At 71.4% G+C, this 14,901-nt stretch carries 10 protein-coding genes; all 10 read right to left on the bottom strand.

What is annotated here, in order from left to right:
* Nucleotides 1-35 precede the first annotated feature (35 nt).
* Nucleotides 36-1,328, bottom strand: a complete 1,293-nt coding sequence (locus LWP59_RS00405) for an acyltransferase family protein (RefSeq protein WP_144637214.1) — start codon at nucleotides 1,326-1,328, stop codon at nucleotides 36-38.
* A gap of 76 nt (nucleotides 1,329-1,404) precedes the next feature.
* The gene (locus LWP59_RS00410) at nucleotides 1,405-5,124 is read right to left on the bottom strand and encodes an FkbM family methyltransferase (protein WP_144637212.1); all 3,720 of its coding nucleotides are present in this window, start codon (nucleotides 5,122-5,124) and stop codon (nucleotides 1,405-1,407) included.
* On the bottom strand, nucleotides 5,117-6,277 hold the full coding sequence (locus tag LWP59_RS00415) for a hypothetical protein (protein ID WP_229857360.1): 1,161 nt from the start codon (nucleotides 6,275-6,277) through the stop codon (nucleotides 5,117-5,119). The genes LWP59_RS00410 and LWP59_RS00415 overlap by 8 nt, the downstream gene beginning before the upstream one ends.
* A 143-nt stretch (nucleotides 6,278-6,420) precedes the next feature.
* A complete protein-coding gene (locus LWP59_RS00420; protein WP_144637210.1) occupies nucleotides 6,421-7,497 on the bottom strand; it encodes a hypothetical protein in 1,077 nt (358 codons plus the stop codon).
* A 66-nt stretch (nucleotides 7,498-7,563) separates the two neighbouring features.
* Nucleotides 7,564-8,379, bottom strand: a complete 816-nt coding sequence (locus LWP59_RS00425; protein ID WP_222425499.1) for a DUF72 domain-containing protein — start codon at nucleotides 8,377-8,379, stop codon at nucleotides 7,564-7,566.
* 34 nt (nucleotides 8,380-8,413) lie between these two features.
* Nucleotides 8,414-10,372, bottom strand: coding sequence for an ABC transporter ATP-binding protein (locus LWP59_RS00430; protein ID WP_144637348.1), 1,959 nt, complete (start codon nucleotides 10,370-10,372; stop codon nucleotides 8,414-8,416).
* Nucleotides 10,372-10,920 (bottom strand): TetR/AcrR family transcriptional regulator, encoded by a 549-nt coding sequence (locus LWP59_RS00435; RefSeq protein ID WP_144637346.1) that lies wholly within the window; start codon nucleotides 10,918-10,920, stop codon nucleotides 10,372-10,374. Before LWP59_RS00435 ends, LWP59_RS00430 begins: the two co-directional genes overlap by 1 nt.
* A gap of 121 nt (nucleotides 10,921-11,041) precedes the next feature.
* A complete protein-coding gene (locus tag LWP59_RS00440; protein ID WP_144637206.1) occupies nucleotides 11,042-12,292 on the bottom strand; it encodes a dihydrolipoamide acetyltransferase family protein in 1,251 nt (416 codons plus the stop codon).
* 3 nt (nucleotides 12,293-12,295) lie between these two features.
* Nucleotides 12,296-13,324, bottom strand: a complete 1,029-nt coding sequence (locus LWP59_RS00445) for an alpha-ketoacid dehydrogenase subunit beta (protein WP_144637204.1) — start codon at nucleotides 13,322-13,324, stop codon at nucleotides 12,296-12,298.
* The gene (gene pdhA / locus LWP59_RS00450; protein WP_144637202.1) at nucleotides 13,324-14,532 is read right to left on the bottom strand and encodes a pyruvate dehydrogenase (acetyl-transferring) E1 component subunit alpha; all 1,209 of its coding nucleotides are present in this window, start codon (nucleotides 14,530-14,532) and stop codon (nucleotides 13,324-13,326) included. The genes LWP59_RS00445 and pdhA overlap by 1 nt, the downstream gene beginning before the upstream one ends.
* Nucleotides 14,533-14,901 lie beyond the last annotated feature (369 nt).

Genomic DNA, 14,901 nt, shown 5'->3' on the forward strand with positions numbered 1-14,901 from the left:
CACCCGGGGGACGAGGTTGCTCGACACGGCCTATCTCACCTGTTGGGGGTAACACGGCGGGGCGCCGCGTGCCGGCCCGGCGGCTGGCGGCGGACGACCGGCCGCATCACCACCGTCCGCTCCGCATCGGCCGGCGCCGGCTGCGGGCGACGGCGAGGTTCGGTCCTCGGCAGCTCGATGGTGATCTCCGCGCTGACCGGAATCGGTTCCGGCTTGGGCTGCGACCCGTGCGACAACCGGCGCGCCAGCGTGTGGCTCGGGCGCTCGACGTACCGGTAGCTCAGTTCGACCACCCCGAACACCGCGGCGATCGCCAGCACCAGCGCGATCGGGAACGGCACCGCCGGGCGCATCAGGTCCAGCAGCACGAACGCCACCAGCGAATGCAGCAGGTAGATGGAGTAGCTGCGTTCCGACAGCGCCGTCCAGAACCGGCGCTGGCGCAGCTTCGGCTCCGCGAACATGCCCATCAGGAAGCACAGCACCGCGAAGGCCAGCGCCAGGTTGTACGAGCTGTCGATGCGGCCGACGTTGATGATGTCGCCGAGCACGTAGAGGGCCCAGGCGACACCGCCGAACACGCCACCGGCCCACAACGGGATCCGCTTCGACGTGGTCGCCCACACGATCTGCCCGATGATGGGGATCGCGAGGTAGGAGACGTTCACGGCGAAGAGGAAGTACGACGCGGAGAACTGCCTGGCGCTCATCAGCACGACGAAGATGAAGGTCAGCTCGATCGAGATCGCCAGCCACACCGAGCGGCGCAGCACCGGCAGCAGTGCGATCAGCACGACGTAGAACAGGACCTCGACGATCATCGACCAGGCGACCGGCAGCAGCACCACCTGCGGGGTGAGCAGGTAGTTGACCAGCGTGCTGTTGGTCAGCACCGTCAGCGGGGTCAGCGTCTGCGGCTGCCCGGTCGACGGGGGATGCAGGTGCGCCAGCAGCGCGAGCGTGGTCAGCAGGACCACGAAGACGATCGGGACGTAGACCCGGATCAGCCGGTTGACCGAGAACCGCTGCATGCCCTGCCGCAGCGCGATCGGCGTCACCACGAACCCGCTGACCAGGAAGAAGAACGGGACGGCGACCTCGCCGATGCCCTGCTTGGCCATGTGCATCGGGTCGCTGCTGAGCGCCTCGAGGAAGTCGACGTACGGCGCCTTCTCGCCCTTGGTCTGGATCCACTCGTGGGCGAGATGGCTGTAGAAGACGAGCAGGGCACCCAGCGCGCGCCCGACGTCGATGAAGACGATCCGGGTCTTCTTCGGGGTCTGGGACGTCAGCGCTGCGGAGGGCGTGGTCTCGGCCAGTGCCCTCACCCCCCAGCTCGTTCCCGGCTCCTTACCCCTCTGGGAGTGTAACCAAGAACCGTGGGTCTTTTTCGTGCTCGCCGTATCAGGGGTGGGCGGGTACCTGCGGATCGAGCCAGAGCGTGCTGAACTCCTTCTCGTTCCGGCGCGCCCTCGTGATCAGCTCGGCGTCGCCGCGCTCCCGCTGGTCGGCGCCGTCCTCACCCACCTCGACCAGGCGATAGCCCAGCTCCCGGTACCCGGCGAGGACCGCGGCGGGGTCGTCCCCGAGCTCCTCGATCGCGTTCGGGCAGAACTCGCACACCACGTGCGGGCGGTCCCGGCGCAACGTGCCCGCGAGCCCGGCCAGCGCGCGGTGGTCGCGGCCCTGGAGGTCGACCTTGATCAGCGCGACCGGCTGGGCGGTCACCTCGGCCACCTCGTCCAGCCGCAGCGCGCGGACCTCGATGCCCGGCCCGTCGGCACTGACCCGGTTGTCGCCGCTGTTGCCCTCGGACGCCTGGGCGAGCCGTACCGTGCTCTCGCTGTCCCACGCCGCGGCCTCGAGCACCGTCGTCAGTTCCGCTGCCGCGGCCGGCAGGTTGACGCGCAGGTTCCGGCGCAGGTACTCCGCGTTGACCGGATGGGCCTCCACCGCGATCACGCGGGTCAGTTCCGGGCACGAGCGCAGCAGCCGCAGCGTGTGGTACCCGACGTGGGCGCCGATGTCGAGGATCGCGCCGGGCCGGGCCGTGGCCAGCCGCGCCATCAGCTCGGCTTCGCTGTCCTCCCAGGACCGGTGGAACGCGATCCACGGCAGCATGACCTCGTCGACGGGCATCAGCAATGCGCCCACGTCGCACGGCACCACGTCGGCGCCGCTGGGTACCGGGGCGTGTGCCAGCCGGGCCGCGTCCCGCATCGCGCGCATGTCCACCGACACCCGACGCAGGGCGGCTTCGTCCTGGTCGAGCCGCTGGTCCCGGGCCTCGAACATGTGGTGCGTCGAGACGTTGGCCGCCTGCAGCTCGGCGGTGAAACCGTCGGCGAGCTTCGCCACGTCGGCTTCCAGGTTGCGCACCGACAGCTCGGTGTCCGGCGTCTGGGCCCGCAGGGCCGCGAGCGAGGACTCCAGCGAGTTCAGCCGCTTGTCGACCGACCCCTTCACGGCCTCGATGCGCTCGCTGACCCGGCGGCCTGTCTCGGCCGCGCGCCGCGCGTCGTCGAGCCGCGCTTCGATCGACTCCAGCCGCGCGAGCAGCCGCTGCGCGGTGTCCTCGGTGCCGTCCAGCAGGGCGCCCATCACCCGCCGCTGGTGCACGTCGTAGTGGTCGATCGCGCGGAGCACGGCCTTGCGCATCGCCGGTGCCAGCGGAATGCGGGCGGGCGCCTCGGCCTCGGGCCGCCAGCGCAGGGCTTCGGCCGCCGCCCGGACCGGTGCCAGCGGATGCTCCGGCGGGTGCGGCTGTGCCGCGTGCCTGCTCTGCCACGTCCGGTATGCCGTCTCCAGCTCCGCGCGCATCCACTCCGCGGCGGCGGCCATCGAGCGGGTGCGCAGGATGTGCTCCCGGGCCTCGCGGCCGCGCCGGGCCGCTTCCGCGGGATCATCGGCGACCTGGCGCATCGCGGCCGCGGCCGCGTCGAGGTCGGGATCGGCCCAGCTCGACTCCGCCTCGTACGGCTCGCAGTTCTTGCCGACCTGAACCAGCCGGTACGGGATCGGCCAGCCGGTGTTCGCGTCGAGGAACTCCGTGGTGCTCGAGTAGTCGGTGGAGATGACCGGCATCGCCCGGGCCATCGCCTCGGCGACCGTCAGCCCGAAGCCCTCGCTGCGGTGCAGGGAGACGTAACAGGTGCTGCGCTCGTACAGCTCGTGCAGCTCGTCGAGGCTGAGGTAGCGCTCCAGCAGCTCGATCCGGTCGTCGCCCGCGACCGCGGCCCGCAGCCGCTCCGCCTCGACCGGGCGCCGCTCGCTGTTGATCGTCTTGATCGTGAGGCGGACGTCCTCGCGGCCGGGGAACGCCTTCTGGAACGCGGTGACCGTGCCCCAGGGGTTCTTGCGCTGGGCGATGCTGTTGAAGTCGAACGCGAACAGGAACCGCACCGGGTCGCCGGGCCCGCGCTCGGCACGTGCCGGTTCACCGGGGTCGCGCACCGGCACCGGGATCGTCTTGACCGGGATGGGCGAGTGCTTCGCGAACGCGGTGCGGCAGAAGTCGCTGACCGTCCACACCTCGTCGAGCAGCCCGAATGCCTCGTGCTGCCAGGCAGGGAAGTCCTCCAGCTCCCACGCCCACAGCCCGATCCGGTACCGCTCGTGGCCCACCTCGCGGTGGCTGCCCAGCAGCGGCTTGGTCATGTCGGCGTTCACCGCGAGCACGCTGATCGGGAAGCGCGGGTCGCCGACCGTCGCGGGGCGGTCGATTCCCGTGCGGTTGAGCACCGAACGCTCCTCGAGGACCGAGACCACGGGGATGCCTGCCGTCTCGATCGCCTCGTGCACGATCCGGCCCATCTCGCCGACCCCGAGCTCGGCGGTCAGGTAGCCGAGCAGGTTCACGCCGAACTCGTCGACGGGCGGCCGGGGCGCGCTCGGCTGCCCGGGCACCGCCCACTGCGCCAGCTCGCCCTCGCTGATGCCGGAGGTCACGCACCACGCGCGGAAGCCTTCGGCGTTGGTGCCCGTCGGGTCGGGGAACGCGGCGCGCAGGTCGACCCGCGCCGCCCAGACCGCGAGCGTCATCCGGTTCAGCCCGGCCGCCGCCTGCGCCTCGTCGCCCGGCTCGGCCAGCCACGTCCGCAGCGCTTCGCCGCCGTCCTGGCCGTACGCGTGCGGCGGCAGCGGCTTGTTCTTGCGCTCGGCCTTGATCCAGGCCTTGCGGAACGCGCGCCGCGCGAGCTTCGGCAACGGCATTCCGTCGCCGAAGCCCAGGAAGCCGTACGGCACCGCTTCGAGCGTCTCGGCGTAGCCCTCCGCGCGCAGCGCCGCACCGTAGGCGTCGCACAGGTCGCGCAGGTCGGGGTTCGCCGAGAGCATGACCCGCGGTTTGCGCGGGCAGTACATGGTGAGCAGCCACGGCTGTTCCGGCCGGTAGCCGCTGAAGTGGAAGAAGCGCAGCGCGGCACCGCCCGCGGTGAGCCCGCCGTCGGCGCCCCGGCGCAGCGGCCGGTCGTGCAGGTTCCAGTAGGCGACGTTGAAGCCGGGGTCGCGCAGCACGTGGTGGGGGAACAGCGCAGGCACGTTGTCCACCCACCGCTGGTCGGTGAACAGCTGCCGCTCCGGTGCGACGATCGCGTCGTGCTTGAGGCGTTCGGCCCAGAAGTCCAGGAACTCCCCGGAGCCGGGGCCGACGCCGATGAAGCCGAGGTTGAAGATCCCGGCGCCCATGATCACGGCCTCGTCGGGCTCGTAGCCGTCCCGCGGCAGCGGGGAGAGCACGTGCGGGGTGAGCACGATGCCGTGCGCCAGCGCCAGCTCCGCGACCTCCGGCATCGGCGCGAACACCTGGATGTCGGGGTCGAGGTAGATCGCCACGTCGTACTCGCGGCGCAGTTCGCGCAGCAGGTACGGCTTGACCGACGTGGCCAGCTCGGTGACCGAGTACGCCGTCGCCATCCGCAGGTAGTCGTCCTCGGGGATGCCGAACGCGTCCCAGCCGACCACCCGGAACCCGCCCTGCTCGGCCGGTTCGTCGTGGGCGTCGATCACCGCGATCACGAAGTCGTTGCCGGGGTGCTGTGTCAGGTACGACCGGGCCAGCACCTTCGCCGCGGGCAGGTAGTTGCGCGCGACGATCGTGCACGCGGTGACCCGGACGTCAGCCATTGGCGGGCAGGACCTTCAGCTGCGAGTTCAGGATCGAGGTGAAGTCGGTCTGCGCGGTCTGCGCGTTGGGGTTGCTCACCTCGATGCGGACCACCACGTTCTGGTGCGCGTAGTGGGCGCGCACCTGGGCCGGGTTGCCGCCCTTGGCGTCGATCGACGACGCGAGCACGCCGTCGGGCACGTCCACGACGCGGGTGCCGCCGTTGCGGATCTGGATCGCCAGCAGGTCGCCGGCCGCCTTCTGAGCGGCCTGCGGGTCGCTGACCGTGGTGAGCAGCATCAGCACGCGGCTGCCGTCAGGGAGCCTGCGGGCGACGAACTTGGTGTCCCCGGCGCCCGCCGTCTGGTACGCCGACAACTCGTTCGACGTCAGGTAGTTCAGCGCCGGGATCTGGGAGAAGCTCTTGATCCGGTCGAAGTTCTCGACGGTGCCCGGCAGCTGCGCCACCGCCATCGGGTCCGGCGGGGTCTGGCTGCTCGGCGCGGCCTGCGTGGTCGTCGTCTGGCCGCCGCCGCTGGCGGAGGTGCTGCTCCTGCCCCACAGCATGTAGGCGCCGAACGCGATACCGGCCAGCACCACGACCGCGGCGACGATGGCGCCGATCTTCGCGCCGTTGCCCTTCTTGGGCTTGTTGTCGAAGGACTCCGGGCCCTGCTGGATCCAGCCGGGGTCACCGCTCGGCGTGAGCGGCGGAAGGTCGCCGCCACCCCACGGCGGGCTCTGGTCGGAGTCCGGGGCGTTCCACGGCGGCGGGGTCTGCGGGAAGCCGCCGGGCGGCGAGACGGGGCCGGCCTGCGGGAAGCCGCCGGGCGGGGAGTAGGGCACCTGCTGCTGCTGCGGCGGGGCCACGTACTCGGTGCGGGCCGCCTCGGGCGGCTGCGCGGGCTGTTGCTGCTGCCACTGCGGCACCGCCTGGGTGCGCTCGGCGCTGTTGTCCTGTGGCGGCGCGGGCTGCGGGGTGCCTTGCGGCGGGCTGATCGGCGCGATCACCTGCGTCGAGTCCGCGCTGCCGGGCTGCTGGGCCGGCTGCGCGTCCGGCTGCCCGACGGCGGACGACAGCACCTGGTCACGTCGCACCCGGTAGTCGTCCGCGGACAGTCGGCCGGACGCAAGCTCCTCGTCCAGCTTGCGCAGCTCCTCCTGCCAAGACACCAGAAGCCCCCTATCTGTTGGCTTGACGGCGTACGGTCGGCCGCCACGACCCCACGTGTATAGCGACCAGCACATTGTGCACGGCAGCGGCCTTGTCCGGCCTCGCGGGTCGTATTGTTATCTCCATACCGGTATCGGGTGTTTCAGCTCGCCGGAAAGGCGTCGGTGACCTGCGTGCGGATCTGTTCGAGCCGGGTGCGCAGCAGTCCGGGATCGCCCGTCAGCGGCTGCGAGACGCCCATCCCCACGGCCAGGCTGCCCGACGAGTACCACAGCGCGCCGACCCGGCCCTGCGGGTTGCTGCCGGTGTACATCAGGTCGGCGTTCGCCGGGCCCAGTGCCATCGGGGCGAAGCCGGTGTCGGCGAGGTTCTTGCGCAACCCGTCGGCGAGCGCGGCCGCCTGCGTGGCCGAGGAAGCCGGGACGACGAGCACCATCGTCCCGTTCGGACTGTTCGCCGGATCGGAGGCGGCGCGGTAGATGACCTCCTGCGCGCCGGCCGCCCGCATCAGGTCCGCGTCCGCCTGGGTGACCAGTTTCAGCTCGAGCGCCTTGTCGACGGGCATCGTCGAGTTGTCGGGGTTCGCGGCGCCGGGCAGCGTCGGCAGCTTCGCCTCCGCGCGCTCGGCGGCGTCGGCCGGGCTCAGCGCCGGGGCCGAGCCGTTCGTGGCGCCCGAGGAGGTGCCGCCGCGCGCGCCGAGGAACCAGGTCGCGCCGACGATCATCGCGAGCACCAGGAACACGCCGAGCGCCAGGAACAGCCACGTCGGCCTGCGCCGGGCCGGGCGCACCGGGCGGGTGGGCAGCGCCGGCACCTGGTCGCGCGGCGGGGGCGCCGGCGCCAGGCCCGGCAGGGTGGCCGGGCCGATGGCGCGCGTGATCACCGTCGGGGCGTCGTGGATCGTCGGATAGCGGATGGAGTCGGTGGGGCGCTCGTCGGCCGGGCTGGGCGCGCTCGTCGGCCGGTCGGTCGAGAGCAGGGAGGCGGACCAGCTCGGCGCCGCGGCCGGGGCGGGCACTTCGGGCGGCGGCGCGGTGGGCCAGGCGGGCGCGGTTTCGAGGGGTTGCGCCGGCACGAGCGGGGACGCCACCGGGGAGGGCGCGAAGCCACCGGACGCCGCCGCCAGCAGCTCCTCCCGCTGCTTGCGGTGCTGGTGCAGACTGACCTCGCCGGTGGCCAGCTTCGCATCCAGACGGCGCAGCTCGTCCTGCCAACTCATCCGGGCTCCTCGGGTCTGTCTGTGGCCTTACGGTAGCGCCATGGAGTGAATCTTGGCGCCGGCGAGTCAGAACAGGGTGAGCGGTCCGGTCGGGGTCGGCTCCGGGAGCGGTTCGACGCCGGGGAGACGGGCCCGCACCTGCTCGTGGAAGCGGCGCGCGAGGTCCAGCGCGCGGGCGTTGTCCGGGGTGTGCACGAAGATCGTCGGCGAGCGGCCCTCGCGCAACCAGCCGACGACCGTGTCGAGCCAGTGCGCCCAGCCCTCGACCGTCCGCGCGTCGTCGTCGCGGCCGAGGTAGCGGACGACGGGGTGCGCGGTCAGTGCCCGCGACCGGCGGGGCAGACGCGGCTTCTTCTGCCACGCCTCCTCTTCCGCGGCGCCGACCGGCGCGTCGGCGAACAGCACCGTGGTGTCGAACAGCACCCACTCGGCACCGACCTCGCCGAGCACCCGCTCCAGCCGCCCCGCCCATCGCGGGTCCTCGAAGAACACCGGGTGGCGGACCTCGACGGCCGTCCGGTGGGTGCGCGGAAGGCGGCGCAGGAAGGCGGCCAGCGCGCCGAGGTCGGTGGGGCCGAAGGACGCGGGTAGCTGGACCCACAGCGCGTGCACCCGTTCCCCGAGGGGCTCGATCGCGTCCAGGAAGCCCCGGACGAGCTCGGCGACGTCGCCGAGCCGGCGTTCGTGCGTGATCGGCTTCGGCAGTTTGAGCAGGAAGCGGAACTCCGGCGGGGTCTGCTCCACCCACGACGCGACCGTCCTCGCGGCCGGGGTGGCGTAGAACGTCGTGTTGCCCTCCACCGCGTTGCACCGGCTCGCGTACGAGCGGAGGCGCTCCCGGGGCGGCAGCTCCCGCCCCGGCCAGGCCGGGTGGGTCCACATCGCACAGCCGACGTGCACCTGCATGGCTGGGAGGCTACCCAACCGGATCGTCCAGATAGGCCGCCGCCTGGAGGGTGAACAGGTCCGCGTAGTCCCCGCCGAGGCGCATCAGCTCCTCGTGCGTGCCGTGCTCGGCGAGCTTGCCGTGGTCGAGCAACATGATCTTCTCCGCCTGCCGCACCGTCGAGAACCGGTGCGAGATGTACAGCGTGGTGCGGCCCGCCGCCAGCGCCCGCAGGCGGGCGAACAGGTCGTGCTCAGCCTGCGCGTCCAGCGCCGAGGTCGGCTCGTCGAGGATCAGGATCGGCGCGTCGCGCATGAACGCCCGCGCCAGCGCGACCTTCTGCCACTCACCGCCGGAGAGGCTGACGCCCTGGTCGAACCACCGCCCGAGCGGGCTGTCGTACCCCTTCGGCAGCCGCTCGATGCGCTCCGCCGCGCCCGCCCGCTGCGCGGAGTCGACGATCCGTGCCCGGTCCGCCAAACCGGACAGCTCGCCGAGGCCGATGTTCTCCGCCGCCGTGCCCTGGTACGTCACGTAGTCCTGGAACATCGCGCTGATCTGGGTCCGCAGCTCGTCCGGGTCGAACTCGCGGATGTCCACGCCGTCGAGCAGGATCCGCCCGCCGGTCGGGTCGTAGAGCCGGCACAGCAGCTTGATCAGCGTCGACTTCCCCGCCCCGTTGCGGCCGACGACGGCCACGGTCTCGCCGGGGCGGATCTCGAAGCTGACGCTGTCGAGCGCGGCTTCGCCGGAGCCGGGGTAGGTGAACGAGACCTCCTCGAACTCGACGTGCCCGCGCACCTTCTCCGGCAGTGGCCGCGGCCGTGCCGGGGCGGCGATCTGCGGCTGCGTGCCGAGGAACTGGTAGAGCGTGTCGAGGTACAGGTTGTTCTCGTACATCCCGGAGAACCCGGTGAACAGGCCCTGCACCGCGGACTGCACAGCGGTCGCGGCGCTCGTGTACAGGGCGAGATCGCCGATCGTGAGCCGCCCGCGCACCGCCTCCATCGCGATGTACAGCGCGATCCCCGAACCCGCCGCGGTCGACAGGAAGCTCCACGCCGTGCCGACCAGGTTCCGCGTCGTGGTCAGCTTCCGCTCGCGGGCGTAGTAGGTCTGGCCCAGGCGCAGGAACCGGTCGGTCAGGTACCGGCCGAGCCCGAAGAGCTTCGTCTCCTTGGCGTAGGTGTCCGTGGTGACCAGCGACGAGAGGTAGTCCATCCGCCGCCGGATCGGGGAGACGTACAGCGCCAGCATGAAGGCCCGCGAGCCGTACTTCGACTGCGAGATGAACGCCGGGATCGGCGCGAGCAGCGCGACGACCGCCAGCAGCGGGCTCACCGCGATCAGCAGCGCGACCATGCTCGCGAAGGTGATGCCGGTGCGCACGAGGCCGAGCGCCGAGGTCATCATCGACACCGGCCGCGCGGGTGCCTCCTGCGAGGCCTGGCGCAGCAGGTCGTAGGACTCGGAACCCTCGAAGAACGCGAGGTCGAGCTTCGCCGCGTGTGCCATCACCTGGTGCCGGATCGCCAGCGTCATCCGCTCCTGCAGCAGCTGCTGCGCCACGTTCGTCAGCGCCGTGCTGACCGCCGTGAACGTGAAGACCCCCAGCTGGAAGGCGGTGATCTGGACGATCCGCCCGGTCGTGCCGTGTCCCTGCACGGCCGCGACTACCGCGTCCAGCAGCAGCTTCGCCACGTATGCGGTGACCGTCGGGGTCAGCCCGCTGACCAAAGTGGACAGTGCGATGAGGATGGTCATCGCGGGGCTGGCCTGCCAGGTCAGCCTGATCACCTTGGGCAGGCCGCGGACGGTGCCGGCGGCCGACGTGCGCAGCCGGTACAGCCGGGCGCGCAGGTCCTTCGGCTCGTCCGCGGGTTTCGGGTCGGGGATCTCGATGGGACCGGTGAGGCCGCTGTCCGGGACGGTGCTGCTCGCCTGCCGCAGCCGTCGTCGCAGGCCGACCGGCTGCCCGCCGCCGTGCATCACCTGGCGGTCACCGCCCCGTGCAGGAACACGTCGACGAGCTCGCCGACGTCGAGCGCGTGCTGGTCGTCCCTGGCCCGACTGAGCAGCAGGGACAGGAAGATCCTGGCCAGCTTTTCCGGTGACAGGCGCAACTTGCCGCGCTCGGGCTCGAACAGCTCGGCGACCGCGGTGCGCATCGCCACGAACGATGCCTGCCGATCGCCCGGCTTCCCGCGGCGGCGCATGCCGGAGGTCTGCATCGCGCCCGCGATCGCGCCGATGCGTTCGAGGTGTGCGGAGAGCACGTCGGCGGCTTCGGTGAGCCGCTGCGCCAGCGGCTGGTCGAGCGGGATCTCTGCGATCAGCTCGAGCATCCCGTCCGGGCGCAGCGCCTCGAACACGCACGCCTCGACGAGCTCGTCCTTGTCCTTGAACGCGCGGAAGATCGTGCCCTCGCCGATCCCGGCCGTGCGGGCGATCTGCGCGGTGGTGACCGCGGCGCCGTGCTCGACGATCAGCGGCAGTACCGCCCGCACGATCATCTTGCGCCGCTCCTCGGGACTCATCCCCGGCGCGCGCCGCCTGGTCTCGCTGGGTGTCATGCGGCCCAGTGTGCGGAGTGAGTGCTCACTCCGTCAAGTGAACAACGAAGAACCGGCCCTCCACCAGGGGAGAGCCGGTTTCCGCTCAGTACGTGATCGCCATCGCGGGATCGGCCAGCAACGCGCCGACGTCGGCGAGGAACTGCGAACCCTGCTGACCGTCGACCAGGCGGTGGTCGAAGCTCAGCGCCAGCTGCAGCACCTTCCGGACGGCCAGTTCGCCGTCCACGACCCACGGCATGTCCTTGATCGCGCCGAAGGCCAGGATCGCCGACTCGCCGGGGTTGATGATCGGTGTGCCGGTGTCGACGCCGAACACGCCGACGTTGGTGATCGTGATCGTCCCGTTCACCATGTCCGCGGGCGGGGTCCTGCCCTCGCGCGCGGTCGCGGTCAGCTGGTCGAGCGCCGCCGCCAGCTCCGGCAGGGACATCGCGTCCGCGTCGCGGATCTTCGGCACCACGAGCCCCCGCGGGGTCGCCGCGGCGATCCCGAGGTGCACGTAGTCCTTGTAGACGATCTCGCCTGCCGCCTCGTCCCAGGCCGCGTTGACGTCCGGGGTTCGTTTGGCGGCAAGGCAAACCGCCTTCGCGGCGAACGCCAGCGGGGTGAGCTTCACGCCCGCGAACGACGGGTGCTTCTTCAGCCGCTCCCGTAGCTCCATCATCGGCGTGACGTCGATGGTCAGGAACTCCGTGACGTGCGGGGCGCTGAACGCGCTCGCCACCATCGCCTGCGCGGTCGCCTTGCGGACGCCCTTGATCGGCACCCGCCGCTCGCGCGCACCGGTGGCGACCGGGGCGGGAGCGGCGGCAGGTGCCGGTGCGGCCGCCCGCTCGACGTCCTCCCGGGTGATCACGCCGTCGACCGAACCGGCCAGCGCTGTCAGGTCGACGCCGAGTTCCTTGGCGAGCTTGCGCACCGGTGGCTTGGCCAGCGGCACATAGCCTCCCTTGACCGCGGGGACGGCCTTGGGAGCCTCGCGACGGGCGCGGCGCTTGGCGGTGACCGTCTTGGAGCCGTAGCCGACGAGCGGCTTCATCTCCTCCTCGGCCGCGGGGGCGGAGCCGTTGACCGAGCCGCCGCCGGCCGGGTTCACGTCGATGGTGAGGATCGGCGCGCCGACCTCCACCGTCTGCCCGGCCTCGACGAGGATCTCGGTGATCTTGCCCGCCCACGGGATGGGCAGCTCGACGGCGGCCTTCGCGGTCTCGACCTCGACCACGATCTGGTTGACCGTCACCTCGTCGCCGGGCTGGACGCGCACGCCGAGGATCTCGGCCTCGGTGAGGCCTTCGGCGGTGTCGGCGAGCAGGAACTGTTTGAGCTCAGGCACCGCTCACCATCCCAGCGAGCGGTCGACGGCGTGCAGCACCCGGTCCAGGTCCGGCAGGAAGTGTTCCTCCAGTTTGGACGGTGGGTACGGGGTGTCGAAGCCGGTCACCCGCAGCACGGGCGCCTCGAGCGAGTAGAAGCACTCCTGCTGGACGCGGGCGGCGATCTCGGAGCTGATCGACGACTCCGCCGACGCCTCGCTCACCGAGATGAGCCGGCCGGTGCGGCGCACGGACTCGAACACCGGGCCGAGGTCCAGCGGCGAGAGCGTGCGCAGGTCGATGACCTCCAGCGAGCGGCCTTCCTCCTGCGCGGCTGCCGCGGCGTCCAGGCACACCTTCACCGACGGCCCGTACGCGACCAGCGTCGCGTCGGTGCCCTCGCGCAGGACCCGGGACGCGAACAGCGGCCCCGGCGTCGTCGAAGTGTCCACTTCGGACTTCAGCTGTCCGTTGTGGTACAGCCGCTTGGGCTCGAAGAACAGCACCGGGTCGTCCGAGGCGATCGCCTGCTGGATCATCCAGTACGCGTCGGCCGGGTTCGAGCACGAGACGACCTTCAGCCCGGGGATGTGCGCGAAGAGCGACTCCGGCGACTCCGAGTGGTGCTCGACCGCGCCGATCCCGCCGCCGTAGGGCACCCGCACCACGACGGGCACCTTGATCCTGCCCTGCGTGCGGTAGTGCAGTTTGGCGAGCTGGCTGGAGATCTGGTCGAACCCGGGGAAGATGAACCCCTCGAACTGGATCTCGCACACCGGCCGGAACCCGCGCACGGCGAGGCCGACCGCGGTGCCGATGATGCCGGACTCGGCCAGCGGCGTGTCGAGCACGCGCTGCTCGCCGAAGTCCTTCTGCAGCCCGTCGGTGATGCGGAAGACGCCGCCGAGCTTGCCGACGTCCTCCCCGAGGATGAGGACCTTGTCGTCGGCCTCCATCGCGGCGCGCAGGCCCAGGTTCAGGGCCTTGCCGATGGTCAGCGTCTGCACGGCGGACACGGACTCGTCCTGGCGGGACTTCACCGGGGCGGCCATCAGCGCTCACCCGCCGTCGCGAAACCGGACAGGTACGCCAGATACTCCTCGCGCTGGGCGTCCAGTGCCGCCGACGGCTCCGCGTAGACGTTCGCGAACACCCGCTCCGGCGGCGGTTCGGGCATGTTGAACGTGAACTCGCGCAGGTCGGCGGCGAACTGGTCGGCCTCGGCCTGGATCCGGTCGAAGTACGGCTGGTCCGCGTGCCCGTTGCGGGCGAGGTACGCGCGGACGCGCTCGATCGGGTCCTTGAGCTTCCACGCCTCGAGTTCGTCGGAGAGCCGGTAGCGCGTCGGGTCGTCGGTCGTGGTGTGCGCGTCCATCCGGTAGGTGAAGGCCTCGATCAGCACCGGGCCGTTGCCGTGGCGGCACTCGTCGAGCGCCCAGCGGGTGACCGCGAGGCAGGCGAGCACGTCGTTGCCGTCGACGCGGATGCCGGGGAAGCCGTAGCCGCGGGCGCGCTGGTACAGCGGCAGGCGGGACTGGCGCTCGGTCGGCTCCGAGATGGCCCACTGGTTGTTCTGGCAGAAGAAGACCAGCGGCGCGTCGTACACCGCGGACCACACGAAGCCCTCGTGCACGTCGCCCTGGCTGGTGGCGCCGTCGCCGAAGTAGACGATCGTCGCCTCCCCGTCTTCGTCACCGACCTTCCCCTCGAACTTCTGGCCCATCGCGTAGCCGGTGGCGTTGAGGACCTGGTTGCCGATGACGATCGTGTACGGGTGGAAGCCGTGGGCCTTGAAGTCCCAGTTGCCGTGGTCGGTGCAGCGGAAGATGCCCATCAGCTCGCGGAAGTCGATGCCGCGCGCGTAGGCGACGCCGTGTTCGCGATAGCTGGGGAAGGCCATGTCCTGCTTGCGCAGCGCGCGGCCCGAGCCGATCTGCGCGGCCTCCTGGCCCAGCAGCGGGACCCAGATGCCGAGCTGGCCTTGGCGCTGCATGGCGTTGGCCTCGCGGTCGGCCCGGCGGACCAGCACCATGTCGCGGTAGAGCCCGCGCAGTGCCTCGCCGTCGATGTCCGCGACGTAGCGGTCGAACTGGGGTGAGGCGACTCGTTCGCCTTCGGGCGTGAGCAGCTGGGTCAGCTCAGCGCCGCCTTCGGTCGTTGCTCGCAATCCCGCGATCACCTGCTCCGGGGACGGTTGTGCCGCTCGTGCGGCCGGTCCTTCGCCGGGCTCCGGGTGCGTCCACTGTTCTGGGGACGACATGCGCGTGCTCTCCTCGATGTCGTGCCGCGGAGCCACTTGTGGCGGCTTCGGCGGCGGCGCCGGCGGCCACCTGCGCATTCGGGTCCGAAGCGCTCGGGCAGCCGTCGGCCGTGACGGCTTACGCGGTCATCCTGGCACGAACGGGCGCACCGAGGTCAGTACCGACGCCTGATTTGTTGCTGAGAAAGGTGTGCTGAGCTGCGAAAACACTAGGAAGACCGACGATCAGGCCGCCGAAAGTCGGTCTTGCACACGGGGCGTGAGCAGCCGGTTGGCGCCGGTGCCCACGGCGTCCTGCCCGTTCGGGCGCGCCCGCGGTGGGCCTGTCGTGACCTGTGCCACAGCCGGGCCGGGCTGGCAGAATGGCCG

Source organism: Amycolatopsis acidiphila, from assembly GCF_021391495.1.
GTDB lineage: Bacteria > Actinomycetota > Actinomycetes > Mycobacteriales > Pseudonocardiaceae > Amycolatopsis_E > Amycolatopsis_E acidiphila.